Below are 18,491 nucleotides of genomic sequence, written 5' to 3'. Positions count from 1 at the left end.
ATGATGAATGACGGGCTCTTCTTTGACACCCTGCGTCAAGCTGTATTGACTGCAATTGCTATGTCGACGCCTCTATTGGCGGTTGCGCTGATTGTGGGCATCGTCATTGGCCTGTTTCAGGCCCTGACATCAATCCAGGAAATGACGCTCACCTTCGTCCCCAAACTCGCAGCAATCCTTCTCGTTTTTTGGGCGACAATGGGCTTCATGACGCAATCACTTGTGGCGTTCTTTGATGGGCATTTGGTTCCGCTAATTATTGGGGGTCTGTAATGGATTCAGCAAGTTACACGACATTGTCCCGTCAAACCGGGCTCGTCCGGGAAATGCGCGTGGTTGCCAACAACATCGCCAACTCCGCAACCACCGGTTACCGTCAGGAAGGGCTGATTTTTTCCGAGTTTGTTGCCTCCTCTCCCGGGACAGAATCTATCTCCATGTCGCGCGCAAACATTCGCAACACGTCGATGGCACAGGGGGCTTTGACACAGACGGGTGGCACCTTCGACCTTGCGATCGAAGGTGAGGCGTTTTTTATGGTCGAGACCCCACAGGGGGAACGTTTGACCCGATCAGGCGCATTTTCCACAAATGCTGCTGGAGACTTGGTAACCGCCGACGGTCTTCGTGTTTTGGACGCGGGGCGCGCACCGGTCTTTATCCCTGGAGACGCGCAATCCATAAACTTCGGCCAGGACGGCACGTTAAGCGCGGATGGTCGCCCCTTGGGGCAAATCGGTCTGTTTGTCCCCGGTGAAGATAGCCCAATGGTCCGCGAAGACGGTGTAATGTTCCGCGTCGATGGGGAAATCGAAGAGAGCTTGGATGCACGTGTGCATCAGGGTTTTCTTGAAGGTTCAAATGTAAATGCGATCGATCAAATCACGAGAATGATTGAAATTCAGCGCGCCTACGAAATGGGGCAGAGCTTCTTGGAAACGGAAGATCGCCGCGTACGCGATGCCATCGACAAACTGATCAAACGATAGGAGACGGACAATGCGGGCTCTCAAAATCGCTGCCACCGGGATGACTGCGCAACAGCTGCGTGTTGAAACCATCTCAAACAACCTCTCAAATATGAACACGACCGCCTATAATGCGCGTCGTGCCGAATTTGCCGACTTGCATTATCAGCAAGTTTCGCGGGCCGGCACTGTGAATGCCTCAGACGGAACTGTGCTTCCCACCGGTGTGCAGGTCGGCTTGGGGGTTCGCCCTGCGGCAATATCAATTCATCTCGAGCAAGGTGCGCTGACCAATACAAACAACGACTTGGACGTTGCGATTGACGGAAAAGGCTTTCTTGAGGTCACACTGCCGTCTGGACAATCTGCATATACTCGCGATGGTTCTCTGAAACGCGATGCTGAAGGCTTGATTGTCACATCAGATGGATTTGCAGTTTCACCAGAAATCACCATTCCAGACGATGCAAAGAGCATTTCGATAAACCCCGAAGGTGAGGTCTTTGCCTATTTCAATGATACCGCCGAAGGACAGCTTCTTGGTCAACTCAGCCTTGCCAACTTCACCAACCCCAAAGGGTTGGAAGCAATCGGCGGCAACCTGTTTGTTGAAACAGAAGCCTCTGGAGGCGCAAATGTTTCAACAGCTGGCGAAGATGGTCTTGGAACTTTGCGCCAGGGTTACCTTGAAGCCAGCTCTGTTGATGCAATCCGTGAAGTAACCGAATTGATCGCTGCGCAACGTGGATATGAAATGAACGCCAAGGTTATTTCTGCCGTGGACCAGATGATGGGTGCAACAACACAGGTGCGCTAATGAGACTTGTCTTCGCCTTTTTGATCACAATTCTGGCCCAGGCCGCGGTTGCCGAGGTACTTGTGCCTGTGCGCAATATTCGCCCCAAAGAAATCATCGCGCCAAGCGATTTGATGGTCAAACAGGTGGATGTTCCAGGCGCGGTCGCAGCCTTGGACGAATTGGTCGGACAAGAGGCGCGCGTGGCCCTTTATGTTGGACGCCCCATTCGCCGCGGTGATTTTGGTCCGCCTGCAATTATTGAGCGCAACGATCTAGTCACTTTGATCTTCCGAAACGGAACTTTGACCATTGCCACAGAAGGCAGAGCATTGGGACGTGGTGCAGAAGGCGAAGCCATTCGTGTGATGAACCTTTCATCGCGCACCACCATTTCCGGCCGGGTTCGTGCCGATGGATCCATTGAGGTACACTAATGAAAACCATGTCAGTTGTTTCCAAAGTCGCACTGATTGGTGTCGTTCTGACTGGCGCATGTGCGCGGATGGACCACCTTGGGAAACCCCCGTCCTTTTCCCCTGCAAATGAGACGCCGGAACATGTGGCCATGTTGTGGGAAGGTCTTCCGCAAGAAAACCGACCGCAGCGCGCAGTTGATCACGCATCCCTATGGAGCGGCGAGCGCCAGTCCCTTCTTGGGGACCGTCGAGCCGTTAAACGTGGGGATATCCTCACGGTTGTAATCGAAATCGACGAAGAGGCTGAGATCTCCAATGATACGCAACGCTCGCGCAATGGCTCCGAAAGCCTTGGCGTGCCGCAACTCTTGGGTATCCCGCAGCGCTTGGACCGCCACCTTCCAGATGGTGCAAGCCTTTCTGACGCCGTCGATTTGAGCTCAAATTCCTCCTCCGGAGGGTCTGGTTCAGTGAAGCGTAGCGAAAAACTGGAACTTCGAGTCGCAGCTACAATTGTAGACGTTCTTCCCAACGGTGTTCTGGCCATTAATGGATCGCAGGAACTGCGTGTGAACTTCGAAATTCGCGAATTGCTTGTCTCAGGTTATGTCCGCCCCGAGGATATCAGCCGCCAAAATGAAATCACCTACGACAAAATTGCCTCGGCGCGTGTCTCCTACGGCGGGCGAGGCCAAATTACAGATGTTCAACAACCACGTTACGGCCAGCAATTGCTGGACGTCGTGCTTCCCTTCTAAGGACACAACATGATTGCCAAATTACTCCCAGTCATTTTGTTGGCCGTTGGAACTGCCGGCGGAATTGGTGCAGGTATCATGCTGAAACCTGCTCCCGAAGAAAAAGCTGAGATGGAAGGACATGCCGAAGAAGAAGGCATGCAAAAAGAAGAAAAAGAGGATCACGCCAAGGAAATGGCCAAGATGGATCCTGAAGCAGAGCCGATCTACGAGTACATTAAGATCCAGAACCAATTTGTTGTGCCGGTTGTGGAGCACGAGGAGCTTTCGTCGCTTGTGGTTGTTTCGTTGTCCCTAGAGACGGACATCGGAATGAACGAGATAGTGCATGCCTATGAACCAAAATTACGCGATGTTTTTCTGCAGGTTTTGTTCGATCACGCAAATATGGGCGGGTTTAGAGGAGCGTTCACGCGCTCTGATATGCTCGACCCGCTTCGCACGGCCCTTCGCGAGGCTGCGCAAAAGCAACTGGGTGCAGGTATCAACGATGTTTTGATCGTTGAAATTTCACGCCAGGACGTTTGAGCAAATATCGGAGTTGGGTTGTTACCCTCTTTTGTGGTCTGTTCTGCTCCCCTTGGAGTCCGCGTTTATAGGTTAGCCCTGTTCCGGTTCTGGTCCTCTTTGGACTGGACGTGGACTTGCCTCCCTTCCGTTCCGGTTTTCTTCGATCAATGCTCGCCATCAAGGAGACCGGATATGGCCCCCAAACACAGTGAAGATTTCAAATGCGAGGCGGTTCGACCCCGTGCAGCGCTCTGTTGTCCTTGATAAAGGCAATCATTTGCGGAATGGGCGGTCGAGCTCCGCCTGTGCAAAATACGCAGATGCCTTTTTGAGGTTCTCATTTGCCTGACGCAACTGCCGGTTCTCGCGTTCAAGTTCCTTGATGCGATCACGTTCGGCCGTCGTCACGCCATCACGCTCGGCTATTCCAGAAAAGTATTCCATCTTCTATCTCCCTTGTTCACAGATATCCTGTGATCCTATCGGGAGCTCGACCTCAGAATAGAGGGCAGCCCAATTACGCATGCTCTGGGCACGCGAAGGCCGCTGGTTGTGCCGGATAGCCCGAACCAGCGTTGGAGCCTGGATTTCGTATCTGTTGTGCTGACCGATGGTCGCCGCTTCCGTATCCTGACCGTGGTGGATGATCACACGCGAGAGAACCTGGCGCTGGTGGTCGATACATCGCTGTCGGGCTTGCGGGTCGCGCGAGAACTGGACCGACGGATTGCAGAGCGGCGCGCGCCGCGCACCGCGCACGATCGTGTCTGACAACGGAGCCGAGTTCACCAGCATGGCCATCTTGCGGTGGGTTCAGGAAGCCGGGATCGGCTGGCATTACATCGCACCGTGAAAACCAACTCAGAACGCATTCATCGAAAGTTTCAACGGCAAGCTGCGGGACGAATGCCTGAATGAAACGCTCTTCAGCTCACTGGCCTAGGCCCGTGAAACGCTGGAAGCATGGCCGGAGGATTACAACCATCAAAGACTATATTCGGCGTTGGGCAACCTGACACCGATGGAATTTGCAGAGAAAATCAACATAGACAAACTGGCCGCGTAAGGCAATCAGGCCAAAACCAAGGACTCTCCGTGAGATGGAGGAAACTCGGGGCTCAGGTCACTCGAATGGCTGGATCAAAACACCTTTGAAACGATAGAGGAAGCACAGGGCCAGGCCACAAGATGGCTCTGGACTTACAACAACGACCGGCCCAACATGGCCATCGGCGGGATCACTCCCGCTATGAAACTGAAAGCAGCCGCGTGATTTCTACGGCTGAGCCCCGTTAAAAATGGGGGGATTACCGTGTAGCCTATCTGTTACTGTCAAGGTGCGTAGCTTCGAACCAGTGCTCCGGCAATCATGCTCCACCCATCGGCGACGACAAAGAACGCAAGCTTGAATGGAAGAGAAACCACAGCAGGGGGAACCATCATCATCCCCATCGACATAAGCACGGCTGAGACAACCATATCTATGATCAGGAAGGGAAGGAAAATTAGGAAGCCAATTTGAAATGCGCGAGAGATCTCAGACAGCAGGAAGCTTGGGATCAAAACGGAGATCGGAGCTTCTGCACTCGGATCTATGCCAGCAGTTTCGGGCCGAAGGTCTGCAATCGAATAGAAGGTGTCCGGATCAAGCCGTGCTGCCATGAAGGCTTTGAACGGCTCAAGGCTGCTTGTCAAAGCGGGTAACAGTTCCATGCGCTCTTCAAGCAAAGGGTTTATCCCCACCTCCCATGCTTCTTGGAACACAGGTTCCATTACAAAGTAAGTGAGAAACAAGGCCAGACTGATGATCAGCATACTCGGCGGTGCTTGTTGAAGACCGATACCTTGACGCAGAATCGACAGAACCGTCACCATAAAGGGAAAGCTTGTGATCATCATCAGGATACCCGGCGCGATGCTGAGCACTGTGATCAAAATTATAAGCTGTACAGAGCGAGCGGAAATGGATTGCCCATCTGCAAGCGAAAGACTCAATTCTTGAGCCGCAGCATGACCTGGGAAGGCCAGAACAGCCAATCCCGCCAAGGCCATGCCTACCAGTATATTTCGTGTCATCCCAGCCCGCTTTGCAAATCCGCAATTTCCGTTAGACGTACGGCGAGCTGACCCGCCTGATCGCCTTCCAGTTCTTCTAGTTGTCCACGGGCGACAAGTCGGTCACCGACATAAAGGTCAACGGGGTCCTCGACGCGTTTGTCTAAAGTGAGGATTGCGTTTTCACCCAGATTTACTAAGTCCCGGATCAGCGGGCGCGCTTTTCCTACGGAAACCACAACCTCCACTGGAACAGAAACGAAGGGATTCCCGGCATCGGCCGCTTTGAAGTTTTGGTCAGATGCGTCATCCATAAAGGCTGTCCTCTTTGAAGTGATAGGTGAAGGCGTCTATGGAATCGCGAACCGACTCCAGTAGCGCCGCGCTGTTCAATTCACGTTCGACTTCGCCGACGCGTAAATATGCCTGGCCAGGCTCTAACATTTGGTCTTCTTTGACGGTGACCGGGACAGAGAAGTTCTCACCCAAAAGGGCACGAACCGATGCGCCTTCTCCGGCGGAAACGACGATGGCCATACCCTGATCCGTTTGATCCTTGGCCATCTCCGTAAGCTGCTCGACCATATGATGGCCAAAAGACGCGGCCATGGCATCCGGCAACACGGCACTTGTGAGAACTTTGAACATAGGATCCAGAGATTCTATAAGCTGGCTTTGCGCTTCAGTGTAAGTGAAGTTCAGGTCTTGCAAAGAGGTTGCCAGTGTCGCTGAAATCTTGGTGACTTCTTGATCCTTGGCCGTAACGGCATCCTCCCAACCTGCGCTGTACCCCGTTTCAAAAGATTCAGCGCGGGTTTCTTCGAGCACCTCTTCTGATACGGCGATTGCTGCAGGCTCAGCACGAGAGTTGAAACCAAAGTCTTCCAAGAGATGTGCAATAGTCATCAGGCTCTCTCCTCTTTCTCTTCAAGCCATCCGCGGAGAATTTGAACGGTTTCTTCTTGGCGTTCTCCGATCATGGAACGCAGGCGGTCGACTGGATCTCCTCCATCGCCGCCCCCGGATCCAAGGACCGGCAAGCCGCCGCCAAGACCGCCAAGTTCACCTAGCGAATCGAATTGACCGGTCTCTGAGTCCTGGATTTCACCATCCAATGCGATTCCTGCACCCAAGTTAGGGTTGGCCATGAAGTTTCCGCCACCGCTGAGCGCGGGAAGCTCGGGCAGGTCGCCAAAGCTATCGTTGTCACCCATATCCGGGCTTGGCAGGGCCGCAGCTGCGCCTGCTCCACTGGACGATAAGATTGGCCGCACAACAAAAAGGCCCAGAACCAGTGTTACAACAGCAAGGGCCGCAATCTGGATAAGTGACATCGCGTCGATATAGATATTGTCAAAGAACGAAGAACTCGCTGCAGTGCCCTGAGGTTCAATGGTGGGCATCTGCATGGACTTCAGCGTGATCACGTCACCGCGATCTGCATCAAATCCAACCGCAGCAGCAATCAATTCATGAAGAGCTTCCAATTCTTCGGCAGGACGGGCTTGAAAGACCTCATCTCCAGCGGCGTTTGTGCTTGTGGTGCCGTTGACAAGAACAGCAACCGTCAGGCGTTTTATGGCGCCAGGTCCACGGAGGATCTCGGTCTCGGTTTCGGAAATCTCATAGTTGATTCGTTCACGAGTGGCGCTGGTATTGGCCTTGGAACCCTCACCAGATGAAGCATCACCGTCTGGAATATTTGATGCGACAGTCACCTCACCGGATTGGTTTGTAGAAGAGTCTGCGCGTTCTTCAATGTCTGTACTGACGGCAACTCTGCTTTCCGGATCAACACGTTTCTGGCGGATCGATTCGGTGTCAGTGATTGTCTCGACACTCACTTCGACAACCGCGTTTCCTTTGCCAACCCGTGCTTCAACCAGGCGCATCACGCGTTCTTTTACCGATTGGGAACGATCATCATTTCCGGCACCCGCTGCTGCTGCCGCTTCTGGTGTACCAACAAGTGTGCCATTTGCATCAATGACGGCCACGTTCTCCACGGCCAAGCCTGTCACCGCAGATGAAACGAGAAACCGAATCGCATTGGCCTGAGCGGGTGTAATATTTCCCCCCATCGGCGAAATCGAAACTGACGCGGTCGGTTCGATTGTTCTTTGGAATGGGTTGGTGCCAGTATTGGCAATATGTACCCTAGCCTGAGCAATATGGGGGCTCGCAACGATCGTACGGGCAAGCTCGCCCTCTTTTGCACGCCAATATGCGGCGTCAAACATCTGGGACGTGGTGCCAAAACCGCTAAGATTATCTAGCAGCTCATAGCCTTTTCCACCGTTTGCTGGCAGGCCTTCGCTGGCCAGCATCATCCGTAACTCGTCACGGTTGCTCGACGGAACATAAATTGATCCACCGCGCACTTCATATTCTACGCCGCGCTGATCCAGCGCGCTTACCACTTCGCCTGCGGTTCCACTTTCGAGACCTGCATAAAGCAGTTGCATGGTTGGCCGACTCGCCATTTGCGACATCGCAAACACGGCAACAAACATGAAAACCGTGGCACCCACGGCAATCAGACGTTGCTTTGTCTCCAATCCTGCCCAGACATTCTTGATCTGCTGCACAATAACCTCCGTCATACCGGCTTTCTGTCCGGCGTACTTCCTTTTCCCTGATCGGCCTTAACATTCGGTTAGTTCCTGAAGGGTTATGAAGAGGCACACGACGTTTTAGGGATAGCCATGACAGACGCTGTAGCTGATACAGAAGATGAAGCACCTGCGAAGAAGAGCAAACTGCCCTTGATTATCGGGGTTGTTCTTGGACTTGCGGGAGCGGGCGGCGGTTTTTTCGCCGTTCAGTCAGGCCTTCTTCCCTTTGGTCAAAGTGACGATGCGCATTCAGAAGAATCGCATATGGCCAAAGAGGCGCCAGAAGGCGTGGACACGGGTGAGTCGGCGGAAGAAATCGCTAATCTTGCCTTTATCGATATGGAACCGATTGTGATCTCTCTGCGAAAGGCGAGCGGTCTAAATCATTTGAGGTTCCGCGCTCAACTTGAAGTCAGCTTGGAACATCAGGCTGAAGTTGAAAAAGTCCTTCCACGGGTTGTCGATGTCCTCAACAGCTACCTAAGGGCTTTGGAAATTGAGGATCTGACCGATCCCATGGCTCTTCCAAAGCTACGCTCGCAGATGCTGCGGCGGATCAATATCGCAACTGGCCAAGGTCGGGTGCGAGATCTGCTGATAATGGATTTCGTATTAAACTAGGAGGACAGGATGGATCTTATCGCTGATATCCTTATGGCCGCTGGTGCGCTTGGAGCAGGATTTTATTGTTTTGTTTTGTCGCGTCGGTTGAAAAAATTCAACAGCTTGGAAAAAGGTGTGGGCGGCGCAGTCGCCGTATTGTCCTCTCAGGTTGATGATTTGAATAAATCTCTGAAAGAGGCGCAGGCCATTTCCAACAATTCAAGCCAGGAGCTTAAGCAGCTGACCGCTCGCGCTGAAGGCGTCGCGCAACGGCTGGAACTGATGATGGCCTCTATGCATGATCTTCCAAGTGGTCAGGCTGAGGCAGCTGCGCCGCAGCCAAACGAAGAAACAGACGCGCTCGCCACGGCTTATAATGCTGGAGCACAGGCTGAGCCAGAGGTGCAGCCAGAACAAGAAGAGGCCAAACCAGCAGGTCTCATGTTCGTGCGGCACAACCGTAGTCAGGTGGCATAATGGCAAAGTCGGTTAAGTCAAAAGCCAAATCGGGCGCTCTCTTTGCGTTGGCTTTTTTGCTTGTTGGTTCGGCCGTTATTCGGATTGGGCTTGAAGCTGGGCCTGCAATCGCGCGCGAGGTTGCCGGTATGGGCAAGGATGAAAGCAAAGACGATACGCATGGTGCGATGGCCAAGCAATCGTTGCCATCCTCCGCTGAAATGGAAGCAATGCTGAAAGCCTTCAAGCAGCGTGAAGAGATGCTTGCGAAGCGTGAAGCGGAAGTTCAAGACCGGATGAAAGCACTGGAGATCGCCAACAAAGCAATCGACCAGAAGCTTGCTGCTCTTGAGGCTGCAGAAGAAAAGCTCCGCGAAACTGTGGCCCTTGCGGATGGCGCAACGGAACAAGACGTCGATCGCCTGACATCCGTATATGAACAAATGAAGCCCAAGGAATCGGCTGCTTTGTTCGAAGAAATGGATCCTACTTTTGCCGCTGGTTTCCTTGCACGGATGCGACCGGAAGCGGCGGCGGGGATTATGGCAGGTTTGAGCCCGGAAGCGGCCTATACCATCAGCGTTGTCCTCGCAGGTCGCAATGGTTCCGTGCCCAAGGAGTAACTTGGGCACTTTCGGTCAGCCTTTGTTAAGGTGACTCGGTCTAACTTGTTGATGACACGAACTTATGGAGTGAACCTATGATCGGCATTGTAGGTATTGCCACCATTTTTGTGATGGTGTTCGGGGGATACCTCGCGGCGGGCGGTAAGATGGGAATCATCATCAAATCGCTGCCATTCGAAATGATGATGATCGGTGGCGCAGCCGTCGGTGCATTTCTCATCAGCAATGATATGGGGGGTGTTAAACACACCCTCAAAGACCTTGGTAAAGTTTTCAAAGGACCCAAATGGAAGCCGGACGATTACCGGGATCTTCTGTGTCTGCTGTTTGCGCTTATCAGAATCCAAAAGGCAAACCCGGTGGAAGTAGAGCAACATATTGAAGACCCGGAAAACTCTTCAATTTTCAACAGGTATCCAAAAATCCTGGCTGATAAGGAAGCGGTGAATCTGATTTCGGACACTATGCGCTCTGCGTCAATGAACTATGATGACCCGCATCAGGTGGAGGAGGTTCTGGAGAAACGTATTGAAGCGAATATGCACCACGCGCTGCACTCCAGCCATGCTCTGCAGGCGGTGGCGGATGGCCTTCCTGCGCTAGGTATTGTTGCTGCGGTTCTCGGTGTTATCAAAACAATGGCATCAATTGACCAGCCGCCCGAAGTTCTCGGTAAAATGATCGGTGGCGCGCTTGTGGGTACGTTCCTGGGGGTTTTCCTAGCCTACGGTTTCTTTGGGCCTTTCGCAGGCAAGGTGAAGGCTGTGGTCGAAGAAGATGGTCACTTTTATCAGTTGATCCGCGAAGTTCTGGTGGCCAACCTGCACAACCACGCAGCCGCCATTTGTATCGAAGTTGGGCGTCAGAACACGCCTTCCCATTTCCGGCCCGGTTTTTCAGAGTTGGAAGAAGCCCTTAAATCGGTGAAACAGGACGCAGCATGAATTGGCGCGCTCTTTCAGTTGTTTTCTGTGTTGTGGCGGCCCAAGCTGTTCATGCAGAAACGATTGTGGCCCGTTCCGGAGAGCATGATGGGTTTTCTCGCCTGGTCATGCGGCTTCCGGATGGGGCCGACTGGTCGCTGACCCAGAATGGGAAAAGCGGCGTATTGAATATCGACGCCCCCGATGTTGTCTATGACACATCGCAGGTTTTTGGACTGATCCCACGGACAAGACTAAGATCGCTGTCTCAGGTTGGCCCCGGTCAACCACTTAAACTTGAGCTGGCATGCGATTGCCAGCTGAGGTCCCAAGTCATGAGCAACGGCTACCTTGTGATCGATGTGCGCGGCGATGCAGGGACAAGACCAAAAGAAATAGAAGCACCGGAATATATTCCGGATTCATCAGTGTTACCGCTTCTTCCAGTTTCTCCCCCAACGAGCGGCTATAGGTTTTCAATTTCGGATGGCGACATAGCAGCGTCTCGCTTTGCGATGAATTTGAAATCTGCCCTGGAAACAGAGGACACTCTGTTCCGGCCCTCAAAACCAGAACAGCGTCCGGAATCTGAAGCTCTTGTTACTGAGCAGCAGACCTCACCGCCTTTGGAGCTACCGGTTGTTACGGACACTCCGTCTCCCGCACAACCTGTGCCAGAAAACCTTGCACGTGAAAGCGGGTTGGTTGCCGATTCAGACCTGTTAGATATGGAGGAAGCGGCACGCACGGCAGTTGTGAATGAATCTGAGCGCCGATTGTTGCAGCAAATTGGGCGCGCTACCAACCAAGGTCTGCTCGATCTTATGGTGACGGAAGTCGAGCGTGGCAGTGGGAATTCGAGTGTCGATCCGCTTGGCTCCAGTGACAGGCCTCTCAATCCCCTGGACCATATTTCTGTTACCACTGCGATTGATCGTGAAACGGGTTTGTTTGCCCATCAAAGCGATGAGAAGACAACCGACCAGCTGTGTTTTGCGGACATGGAAGTCGCTGTGCACAAATGGGGCAACGACAAGCCCTTCGCGACACAGATTTCCGAGCTGCGTAATGGTATGGTGAAGGAATTCGACAAGCTGGATGAAGATAAGATCGTCGCACTCGCAAAGACCTATCTGTATTTCGGCTTTGGTGCTGAGGCGCGCGCTACGCTTTCTCTTCTGCCGGAGGGTCCCGGTCGACCGGACAATCTTGAGGTATTGGAAACTATGGCCGATGTCCTCGACGGTCATCCCCTACCGATCAACAATGCCTTCTCTGGACAACAGGTTTGTGAGGGGAATTCGGCATTCTGGTCTGCTCTCGCAGAAGGGGAGATCCAAAAGAACGCCAATACAGATTCTATTCAACAAGCCTATGCGATGTTGCCGGTTCATCTGCGTGTCCACTTGGGACCACGTATTTCCACATTGTTCTCGCAGCTTGGCGAAAAGCATATGGCGGAAGCCGCTTTGCGCTCTGTGGAACGTACGGGCGTCGATCATGTGCCAGAAATCAATCTTGCAGAAGCCGCTTTGGCTCAGCTGGATGGCGATTCAGACACTGTTGTTGAAGAGCTGGTCGAAGAGGTTGCCGAGCGTTCGGTGAATACTCCGCGCGCACTGATCGACTTGATTGACTTGCACTACAAGGAGAGGCGAGCTTTGTCTCCTGATATTCCCGAATTAATTGGCTCGTATGAGTTGGAGAATCGGGACACTGATCTGGGAGGGGAACTGCGTCGTGCTGAAGTGACATCTTTGGCATTGGAGGGCCGTTTTGAAGAAGCGTTTCGTGAACTTGAGCGCCTTAGCAATCAGGATGGCCCTGTTGCAAAGGTCACCGCGCTTGAGCCTCTTCTGAATTTGCTGACCGAACGCGCCAGTGATGTGACGTTTCTCCATTATAGTCTGACATTTAGTGAAGTAGCGACTGCAGCCGAGGCGATTCCTGTCGCAGATACAATGGCGCGTCGTCTTTTGGATTTGGGGTTTGCCAGCCACGCAGAGTCTTTGATGAAAAAAGATGCATTGGATGAGCCTACTGATGACCGTAGATTAATGCTGGCCGAAGCTGCTGTGGCTCTGAACAAGCCGAATGTTGCGCTTGAAGAGCTGGAAGGCCTAGAGGGCTCGACAGCGAACCAATTGCGCGCTCGCGCTTATTGGCTTGAGGGTAATTACAATCAGGCAAGCCAGGTGCTTCTGGAAGAAAAAGAAACTGAAGAAGCGGCCCGTGGCTTCTGGTTGTCGGAAAACTATCAAGCGATTAGCGGGATCGACGGCGCCAATGAAGCGCGCTTTGGCGAAGTGGCGTCGGTCACAACTGAAATTGGCCGCGTCTCGCGCGATCCCCAAGGGATGCCGCCCTTGGCGGAAGCACGCGCTTTGATGGAAACCAGCCAAGGCACGCGGGATAGAATCGAAGAATTATTATCTCGAGTCGGCGCGACTTCCGATCAATAACCCCCTCCCGAGAAAAATCAATTGTATACATGGGCGTAGCGGAGTTTTTCCTAACCGCTGCGCTTTGCATTTGTAACGGTTTGTAAATGATCACGGCCTATTTTCAGGACAGGGTGAAACCTTAACTGGATTGGGCAGAATGCCGTTTTTCAAGATACGCTTTTCGAGTGTTAATCTGTGGCGCCGTTATCGTCGTGCCCTGTTTTGTATGGCGCTGGCCTATGGCGCTGGTACTCTACCGGCTTCTGCAACTGGTAACCCTTCCATTGCAGGTATCTGCGATCTTGCCGCGCAGCAGGCTTCTCGTGATCAAGGGATTCCATTGGATGTTTTGCGGGCCATAACCCGCACGGAAACTGGACGGGGTGGGAAAAGTGGCCTGCAACCCTGGCCCTGGACCGTGAACATGGAAGGGACCGGAAAATGGTTCGACACCCAGGACGAAGCGCGTCGCTATGTAGATACCCATTTCAAAAGAGGTGCACGCAGTTTTGATGTTGGATGCTTCCAGATAAATTATCGGTGGCATGGGCATGCATTTGAATCGATCGATCAGATGTTTGATCCGATCGTAAATGCGCAATACGCCGCTCGGTTCCTGATGGAGCTTTATGGGGAATTCGGTGACTGGTCCAAGGCTGCCGGTGCATTTCATTCGCGCACACCAGGTTTTGCCACGAAATATGCAGCACGTTTTGATCGCATCCGATCCAATTTGGGACCGGTGCAGACTGTTGCCTCTCTTCCGAGACAGCAGCGACAGCGTGCCGTTTTTGGTGCGCCGCTGCCCTTGGTTGCCCTGCATAAACCGGCTCCTCTGGTTACCCATGGTTCCGTTCGTCTGGGATCACTGATGCCGATCGAAGGCGCGGCCTCTCGCGCCCTTATCCCTTTGAATTGAAAGAGCTGACACGTGCCTAATATCTCAATAAAACAGGTTTTCAGCCCAACAGTCCTGCTGGCAATCGCTCTGATGGCGATTATTGTCATGATGATCCTCCCGGTGCCAGCCTGGGTCTTGGACGTGGGACTCGCGGCGTCTTTTGCTCTGGCGATTTTGATTTTTACGATTACGCTGTTTATCGAGCGGCCAATCGACTTTTCGTCTTTTCCTACCATCTTGCTTGCATCGCTGATGCTGCGCTTGTCGCTTAACGTTTCTTCTACGAAACTGATCATCGGACAGGGCCACACCGGGACAGATGCTGCCGGTAATGTTATCCAAGGGTTCGCCCAATTTGTCATGAGTGGCAGTGTCTTCTTGGGGCTTGTGGTCTTTGGGGTTCTACTGATCGTGAACTTCATGGTGATCACGAAAGGCGCGGCGCGTATGGCGGAAGTTGGCGCGCGTTTTGCGCTGGATGGTATGCCTGGTAAGCAGTTGTCGATTGATGCCGATATGAGCGCGGGTGCGATCGACCATGAAACGGCCAAGCAACGCCGGGAGCTGGAACAAAAAGAAACGACCTTCTTTGGTTCCTTGGATGGCGCTTCAAAGTTCGTAAAGGGCGATGCGGTCGCAGGCCTGTTAATCACGATCTTGAACCTGGTTGTTGGCCTGATTATGGGCGTTATAGTCCATGATATGAACGTGTCGGATGCGTTTCAGACATACGCCATCCTGACAGTTGGAGATGGGCTCGTATCGCAGATCCCATCCGTCATCATCTCCATTGCGGCTGCCTTGCTATTGGCGCGTGGCGGTGCAACCGGTGCTACTGACAACGCACTGCTGTCGCAGTTTTCCAGTCACCCGGCAGCTTTGGCGACAGTCGCCGTCTTGATGGCACTTTTTGCGTTTGTGCCAGGCCTTCCCTTTGTTCCTTTTATGATCGGATCCGGGGGCCTTGGTTATGCAGCTTACCGATTGTTCAAAAAAATTGCGGAAGAAGAAGAAGCAGCCGTAGACGAACAAGTTGAAGAGACGTCAAAGGCACCTGAGGCGCGGCCGTTGGGGGATGTGCTTGATCTGGATGACCTTCATTTGGAGTTTGCGCCTGATCTTGTAAGCATGGTCCTGGATGCGGGCACTGGTCTGGATGCGCGGATTGCCAATATGCGAACACATGTGGCCACTTCCTTTGGTCTGATCCTTCCCGAAATTCGATTGAGTGACCAGTCCGAACTTGAAAGTGGAACATACGTTATCAAAGTTCAGGGAGTGGAGCAGGCGCGTGGCATTCTCCACCCGGACATGGTTCTCGCTTTGATGCCGGATCAGCATGAAGCATTGCCGCCAGGCGCAGATGTGACGGAGCCTGTCTATGGTGCACCAGCGCGCTGGGTATCTGATGCTTACCGAGAGCAGGCCAGCATGATGGGGGCAACAGTGGTTGCCCCGGCAGAAATATTGGCGACTCACCTGCTTGAAGTGATTAAGCTCAATTTCCCCCGCTTGCTCACCTTGAAATCGCTGCGCCGTTTGCTCAACGAAATGACAGAGCTGAGCGACGCATTTAGAGCAGAGGCGAACCGCAAGCTTTTGGACGAACTGGTGCCAGATAAGGTTCCAATGGACTCTTTGCACGCGGTATTGCGCTTGTTGCTGGAAGAACGTGTTTCAATTCGCAACATGCCCCTGATCCTAGAAGCAATTGCCGAAGCCCGCGCCCATACAACGCTGCCCGAAGCGATTTGTGAGCACGTCCGGCAGCGTCTTGGCTTCCAGCTTGTTGCAGAGATTAAACGGGATGACGGAACGATTCCACTGGTGCAGCTTGCACCGGAGTGGGAGGATATTTTCTCAACCTACCAAGTGGATACGCAAGGGTCCGGTCTGGATATTGCATTGCCGCCTGATCAGTTCAACCGTCTTGCAGATGGTCTGAACGATCGGCTTCTTCAAGTGACAGAGCAAGGGATCAACGCGGCAGTGGTGACTTCTACCCGGCGTCGTCGATATCTGAAGACCATTCTCAAATCTCGTGGCGTGTCGAATCCGGTTCTGTCTTTTGAGGAAATTGGTCTCGAAGCGCAGCCCTCACTGGTTGGTTTGGTTCCGGCATGATTTTGGACTTTATGTCAGCGGACCTGGTGAACCTGCTGGGCGCAGGTTTCTGGCATGCGGCAATTGTGTTCCTGCGTTTGGGTGCCATGGTTGCCATTCTGCCCGGTATTGGTGAGACTTTCGTACCAACACATGTGAAATTGGCGATAGGTATCGTGTTCACACTGATCGTTTCGCCCCTCGTGCCCGTTCAACCGGCGCCAGATACGGTTTTGATCTATGCGAGCCTGTCTGTCAGCGAAGCTCTCGTCGGACTCGCATTGGGGTTTACTGTGCGCCTCTTCGTTCTGACACTCCAGACGGCAGGGTCTATCGCTGCTCAAAGCACGTCGCTTGCCCAGGCGTTTGGTGGCCTTGGCGCAGAGCCTATGCCGGCAATTGGCGGATTCTGGGTGTTTGCAGGGACCGCTTTGGCCGTTCTGATGGGGCTTCATATTAAAGTCGCGGAGTTCATGATCCAGTCGTATCAGTTGTTTCCGGTTGGCGACTTCCCACCGGCTGCTGAGTTATCCCGTTGGATTGTTCAGCGTGTTTCGCACAGTTTTTCATTGTCATTTGCGCTTGCTGCGCCATTCTTGATTACCTCTGTTGTTTATAATGTAACCCTTGGTTTTATCAGTCGGGCGATGCCCCAGCTTATGGTCGCTATGGTCGGTGCACCGGCCATCACCTTTGGTGGCCTGTTTATTCTGATGGTCGGTAGCCCCATGATCTTGATGCATTGGGGCGAGGTATTTTTTGGCTTCTTCAATGATCCGACGGGAGGCTTCCAATGAGCGGTCAGGACGACGATTCAGAAAAGTCATTCGACCCGACACCGGAGAAACTGAAGAAGGCGCGCGAGAATGGTGAGGTTGCCAAGTCAACCGACTTGTCCGTAGCGGCAGCCTATATGGGGCTCGCAATTGCGTTTTATGCTGCGGGGGGCGAGCCGATTGAAGAACTCGGCTCGATTCTCATGGCATTTCTGGATCAGCCTGAGCGGATGGCCGACATGTTTTTCAAGGGTTCGGCTTCCGCTCCTAGCGCTGGTTTGATGCAGTCGACCATGTTATCCATACTGCCTTGGTTTGCGGTGCCTTCATTCTTGGTTTTGCTATCGATCGTTGGACAAAAGGCTTTTGTCGTAGCTCCCAAACGAATTGAACCCAAGCTTTCCAGAATCGATATTATCAAAAATGCCAAGAACAAATTTGGCCGGGCAGCGCTTTTTGAGTTTGCAAAGAGCTTTTTCAAACTCCTGATCTATTCCATTGGTCTGGGGGCCTATTTGTCTCATCGAATGCCCGAGATGATTGCTGCTGCGGCAACCGGATCGCATTCAGTCGTTATGCTTATTGCAGATCTCGTCGTGCAATGTCTTGTGTTTGCACTCCTAATTGCTACGTCAATCGGAATTTTGGATGCCGCTTTTCAACATGCCGAATTCAAACGGAAAAACATGATGTCGCGCAAGGAGGTCATGGACGAACAAAAGAACTCGGAAGGGGATCCGCACTTCAAAGGTCAACGTCGTCAGCGTGGTCAGGAAATTGCCCTGAGCCAGATGATTGCAGTTGTCCCGGATGGTGACGTTGTGATTGTGAACCCGACCCACTATGCAGTTGTTCTGAAATGGACACGCGAGCAAGGGTCCGCGCCCTCTTGTATTGCAAAAGGCGTAGATGAAGTGGCCGCCGCCATTCGCGAAAAAGCTCAGGAACACGCTATCCCAATTCATAGCGACCCACCAACTGCGCGTGCTCTCTATGCGACAGTTGAGATTGGTGAAGAGATCCACGAAGAGCACTATGCACCAGTGGCAGCAGCCATTCGGTTTGCCGACGCTATGCGTGAAAAAGCGAAGGGACGTATCTGATGAAGCAAAAAATGTTGCAACAGATGAAAAGCGTCGCCGAAGCGCAATATTTTATGGAGCATGCTCGTCTGAAACCGATTTTGGACGCCGAGACAGGGATCAGGACACAGCTTGCCAAACTTGACCGTCAGGTTCAGCAGGCACGGGAGCAGTCAGAAGATAATCTGGCGATGAAGTCGTTGGGCGCGGATCTTCTGTGGCAGGGGTGGCATAATCGTACACGCCGCCAATTGAATGTGGAGTTGGCCCAAGCAACGGCAAAAAAGCTTATGGCCATGGAGCGTCTACGCAAAACCTTTGGACGAAAGCTGGCCGTTGAGACAATGGCGGACGATGTTGCCAAACAGAGAAAAGCGGACCGTGCCGCGCGACAACTTGCACAGCTATTGAAGTTGTAGAGGCAATTCTCACTTAAATCCCAAATTCATTCGGCTT

The 18,491-nt window shown here is 52.8% G+C and carries 20 protein-coding genes, 3 pseudogenes and 1 other annotated feature; of the genes and pseudogenes, 18 read left to right on the top strand and 5 right to left on the bottom strand.

Annotated features, from left to right (window positions below; translation table 11 throughout):
• From ACXAEW_RS04470 to ACXAEW_RS04445, 6 genes are read left to right on the top strand one after another with little or no spacing between them, the layout of a single operon-like run.
• A complete protein-coding gene (locus ACXAEW_RS04470) occupies nucleotides 1-273 on the top strand; it encodes a flagellar biosynthetic protein FliQ (protein WP_474940182.1) in 273 nt (90 codons plus the stop codon).
• Nucleotides 273-989, top strand: coding sequence for a flagellar hook-basal body complex protein (locus tag ACXAEW_RS04465; protein WP_474940181.1), 717 nt, complete (start codon nucleotides 273-275; stop codon nucleotides 987-989). Before ACXAEW_RS04470 ends, ACXAEW_RS04465 begins: the two co-directional genes overlap by 1 nt.
• A 10-nt stretch (nucleotides 990-999) precedes the next feature.
• Nucleotides 1,000-1,785 (top strand): flagellar basal-body rod protein FlgG, encoded by a 786-nt coding sequence (flgG, locus tag ACXAEW_RS04460; protein WP_474940180.1) that lies wholly within the window; start codon nucleotides 1,000-1,002, stop codon nucleotides 1,783-1,785.
• Nucleotides 1,785-2,201, top strand: a complete 417-nt coding sequence (gene flgA, locus ACXAEW_RS04455; RefSeq protein ID WP_474940179.1) for a flagellar basal body P-ring formation chaperone FlgA — start codon at nucleotides 1,785-1,787, stop codon at nucleotides 2,199-2,201. Before flgG ends, flgA begins: the two co-directional genes overlap by 1 nt.
• 8 nt (nucleotides 2,202-2,209) lie before the next feature.
• A complete protein-coding gene (gene flgH / locus ACXAEW_RS04450) occupies nucleotides 2,210-2,941 on the top strand; it encodes a flagellar basal body L-ring protein FlgH (RefSeq protein WP_474942990.1) in 732 nt (243 codons plus the stop codon).
• A 9-nt stretch (nucleotides 2,942-2,950) separates the two neighbouring features.
• The gene (locus ACXAEW_RS04445; RefSeq protein ID WP_474940178.1) at nucleotides 2,951-3,469 is read left to right on the top strand and encodes a flagellar basal body-associated protein FliL; all 519 of its coding nucleotides are present in this window, start codon (nucleotides 2,951-2,953) and stop codon (nucleotides 3,467-3,469) included.
• Between the two features lie 206 nt (nucleotides 3,470-3,675).
• Nucleotides 3,676-3,770 (bottom strand) — a sequence feature (AL1L pseudoknot).
• On the opposite strand, the pseudogene ACXAEW_RS04440 reads toward ACXAEW_RS04445, so the two are convergent.
• Nucleotides 3,681-3,874 (bottom strand): annotated as a pseudogene (locus ACXAEW_RS04440) (IS3 family transposase); the annotation flags it as partial. It overlaps the preceding feature by 90 nt.
• A 102-nt stretch (nucleotides 3,875-3,976) precedes the next feature.
• Here ACXAEW_RS04440 and ACXAEW_RS04435 point away from each other — a divergent pair.
• Both ACXAEW_RS04435 and ACXAEW_RS04430 read left to right on the top strand, forming a co-directional pair.
• Nucleotides 3,977-4,517, top strand: a pseudogene (locus tag ACXAEW_RS04435) (integrase core domain-containing protein); the annotation flags it as partial.
• A gap of 63 nt (nucleotides 4,518-4,580) precedes the next feature.
• Nucleotides 4,581-4,724, top strand: a pseudogene (locus ACXAEW_RS04430) (integrase core domain-containing protein); the annotation flags it as partial.
• A gap of 59 nt (nucleotides 4,725-4,783) precedes the next feature.
• Here the strand turns inward: ACXAEW_RS04430 and fliP are convergent.
• From fliP to fliF, 4 genes are read right to left on the bottom strand one after another with little or no spacing between them, the layout of a single operon-like run.
• A complete protein-coding gene (gene fliP, locus ACXAEW_RS04425; protein WP_474940177.1) occupies nucleotides 4,784-5,527 on the bottom strand; it encodes a flagellar type III secretion system pore protein FliP in 744 nt (247 codons plus the stop codon).
• Nucleotides 5,524-5,820, bottom strand: a complete 297-nt coding sequence (locus ACXAEW_RS04420; protein WP_474940176.1) for a FliM/FliN family flagellar motor switch protein — start codon at nucleotides 5,818-5,820, stop codon at nucleotides 5,524-5,526. Before ACXAEW_RS04420 ends, fliP begins: the two co-directional genes overlap by 4 nt.
• Nucleotides 5,813-6,412, bottom strand: coding sequence for a FliH/SctL family protein (locus ACXAEW_RS04415; protein WP_474940175.1), 600 nt, complete (start codon nucleotides 6,410-6,412; stop codon nucleotides 5,813-5,815). Before ACXAEW_RS04415 ends, ACXAEW_RS04420 begins: the two co-directional genes overlap by 8 nt.
• Nucleotides 6,412-8,109 (bottom strand): flagellar basal-body MS-ring/collar protein FliF, encoded by a 1,698-nt coding sequence (fliF, locus tag ACXAEW_RS04410; RefSeq protein WP_474940174.1) that lies wholly within the window; start codon nucleotides 8,107-8,109, stop codon nucleotides 6,412-6,414. The genes ACXAEW_RS04415 and fliF overlap by 1 nt, the downstream gene beginning before the upstream one ends.
• Nucleotides 8,110-8,211: 102 nt before the next feature.
• On the opposite strand from fliF, the gene ACXAEW_RS04405 reads away from it, so the two are divergent.
• The 10 genes from ACXAEW_RS04405 (at nucleotide 8,212) to ACXAEW_RS04360 (ending at nucleotide 18,454) form a co-directional block, all read left to right on the top strand.
• Entirely contained in the window at nucleotides 8,212-8,742 is a 531-nt protein-coding gene (locus ACXAEW_RS04405; protein WP_474940173.1) for a flagellar basal body-associated FliL family protein, read from the top strand.
• Between the two features lie 9 nt (nucleotides 8,743-8,751).
• Entirely contained in the window at nucleotides 8,752-9,201 is a 450-nt protein-coding gene (locus ACXAEW_RS04400) for a hypothetical protein (protein WP_474940172.1), read from the top strand.
• Nucleotides 9,201-9,803, top strand: coding sequence for a MotE family protein (locus tag ACXAEW_RS04395; protein WP_474940171.1), 603 nt, complete (start codon nucleotides 9,201-9,203; stop codon nucleotides 9,801-9,803). Before ACXAEW_RS04400 ends, ACXAEW_RS04395 begins: the two co-directional genes overlap by 1 nt.
• Nucleotides 9,804-9,880: 77 nt before the next feature.
• Nucleotides 9,881-10,750 (top strand): flagellar motor stator protein MotA, encoded by an 870-nt coding sequence (gene motA, locus ACXAEW_RS04390; protein WP_474940170.1) that lies wholly within the window; start codon nucleotides 9,881-9,883, stop codon nucleotides 10,748-10,750.
• 314 nt (nucleotides 10,751-11,064) lie between these two features.
• Entirely contained in the window at nucleotides 11,065-13,191 is a 2,127-nt protein-coding gene (locus ACXAEW_RS04385) for a hypothetical protein (RefSeq protein ID WP_474940169.1), read from the top strand.
• Between the two features lie 139 nt (nucleotides 13,192-13,330).
• Nucleotides 13,331-14,092, top strand: coding sequence for a transglycosylase SLT domain-containing protein (locus ACXAEW_RS04380; RefSeq protein WP_474940168.1), 762 nt, complete (start codon nucleotides 13,331-13,333; stop codon nucleotides 14,090-14,092).
• 72 nt (nucleotides 14,093-14,164) lie between these two features.
• Nucleotides 14,165-16,198 carry a flagellar biosynthesis protein FlhA gene (gene flhA / locus ACXAEW_RS04375; protein WP_474942989.1) on the top strand — a complete coding sequence of 678 codons (2,034 nt, stop codon included), beginning with the start codon at nucleotides 14,165-14,167 and terminating at the stop codon, nucleotides 16,196-16,198.
• Nucleotides 16,195-16,974 (top strand): flagellar biosynthetic protein FliR, encoded by a 780-nt coding sequence (locus ACXAEW_RS04370; protein WP_474940167.1) that lies wholly within the window; start codon nucleotides 16,195-16,197, stop codon nucleotides 16,972-16,974. Before flhA ends, ACXAEW_RS04370 begins: the two co-directional genes overlap by 4 nt.
• Nucleotides 16,971-18,056, top strand: coding sequence for a flagellar type III secretion system protein FlhB (gene flhB, locus ACXAEW_RS04365; RefSeq protein WP_474940166.1), 1,086 nt, complete (start codon nucleotides 16,971-16,973; stop codon nucleotides 18,054-18,056). The genes ACXAEW_RS04370 and flhB overlap by 4 nt, the downstream gene beginning before the upstream one ends.
• Entirely contained in the window at nucleotides 18,056-18,454 is a 399-nt protein-coding gene (locus tag ACXAEW_RS04360; protein ID WP_474940165.1) for a hypothetical protein, read from the top strand. Before flhB ends, ACXAEW_RS04360 begins: the two co-directional genes overlap by 1 nt.
• The last annotated feature ends 37 nt before the right edge of the window (nucleotides 18,455-18,491 follow it).

The sequence above is a fragment of the Epibacterium sp. ABZ3_068 genome (assembly GCF_056159265.1).
The sequence above is the reverse complement of the archived record's forward strand: the minus strand, read 5'-3'. Positions and strand labels throughout refer to the sequence as shown.

Coding starts and splice junctions, on each gene's coding strand:
- ACXAEW_RS04470 (WP_474940182.1), top strand. CDS start 1: ATGATGAATGACGGGCTCTTCTTTGACACCCTGCGTCAAGCTGTATTG.
- ACXAEW_RS04465 (WP_474940181.1), top strand. CDS start 273: ATGGATTCAGCAAGTTACACGACATTGTCCCGTCAAACCGGGCTCGTC.
- flgG (WP_474940180.1), top strand. CDS start 1,000: ATGCGGGCTCTCAAAATCGCTGCCACCGGGATGACTGCGCAACAGCTG.
- flgA (WP_474940179.1), top strand. CDS start 1,785: ATGAGACTTGTCTTCGCCTTTTTGATCACAATTCTGGCCCAGGCCGCG.
- flgH (WP_474942990.1), top strand. CDS start 2,210: ATGTCAGTTGTTTCCAAAGTCGCACTGATTGGTGTCGTTCTGACTGGC.
- ACXAEW_RS04445 (WP_474940178.1), top strand. CDS start 2,951: ATGATTGCCAAATTACTCCCAGTCATTTTGTTGGCCGTTGGAACTGCC.
- fliP (WP_474940177.1), bottom strand. CDS start 5,527: ATGACACGAAATATACTGGTAGGCATGGCCTTGGCGGGATTGGCTGTT.
- ACXAEW_RS04420 (WP_474940176.1), bottom strand. CDS start 5,820: ATGGATGACGCATCTGACCAAAACTTCAAAGCGGCCGATGCCGGGAAT.
- ACXAEW_RS04415 (WP_474940175.1), bottom strand. CDS start 6,412: ATGACTATTGCACATCTCTTGGAAGACTTTGGTTTCAACTCTCGTGCT.
- fliF (WP_474940174.1), bottom strand. CDS start 8,109: ATGACGGAGGTTATTGTGCAGCAGATCAAGAATGTCTGGGCAGGATTG.
- ACXAEW_RS04405 (WP_474940173.1), top strand. CDS start 8,212: ATGACAGACGCTGTAGCTGATACAGAAGATGAAGCACCTGCGAAGAAG.
- ACXAEW_RS04400 (WP_474940172.1), top strand. CDS start 8,752: ATGGATCTTATCGCTGATATCCTTATGGCCGCTGGTGCGCTTGGAGCA.
- ACXAEW_RS04395 (WP_474940171.1), top strand. CDS start 9,201: ATGGCAAAGTCGGTTAAGTCAAAAGCCAAATCGGGCGCTCTCTTTGCG.
- motA (WP_474940170.1), top strand. CDS start 9,881: ATGATCGGCATTGTAGGTATTGCCACCATTTTTGTGATGGTGTTCGGG.
- ACXAEW_RS04385 (WP_474940169.1), top strand. CDS start 11,065: ATGAGCAACGGCTACCTTGTGATCGATGTGCGCGGCGATGCAGGGACA.
- ACXAEW_RS04380 (WP_474940168.1), top strand. CDS start 13,331: ATGCCGTTTTTCAAGATACGCTTTTCGAGTGTTAATCTGTGGCGCCGT.
- flhA (WP_474942989.1), top strand. CDS start 14,165: ATGGCGATTATTGTCATGATGATCCTCCCGGTGCCAGCCTGGGTCTTG.
- ACXAEW_RS04370 (WP_474940167.1), top strand. CDS start 16,195: ATGATTTTGGACTTTATGTCAGCGGACCTGGTGAACCTGCTGGGCGCA.
- flhB (WP_474940166.1), top strand. CDS start 16,971: ATGAGCGGTCAGGACGACGATTCAGAAAAGTCATTCGACCCGACACCG.
- ACXAEW_RS04360 (WP_474940165.1), top strand. CDS start 18,056: ATGAAGCAAAAAATGTTGCAACAGATGAAAAGCGTCGCCGAAGCGCAA.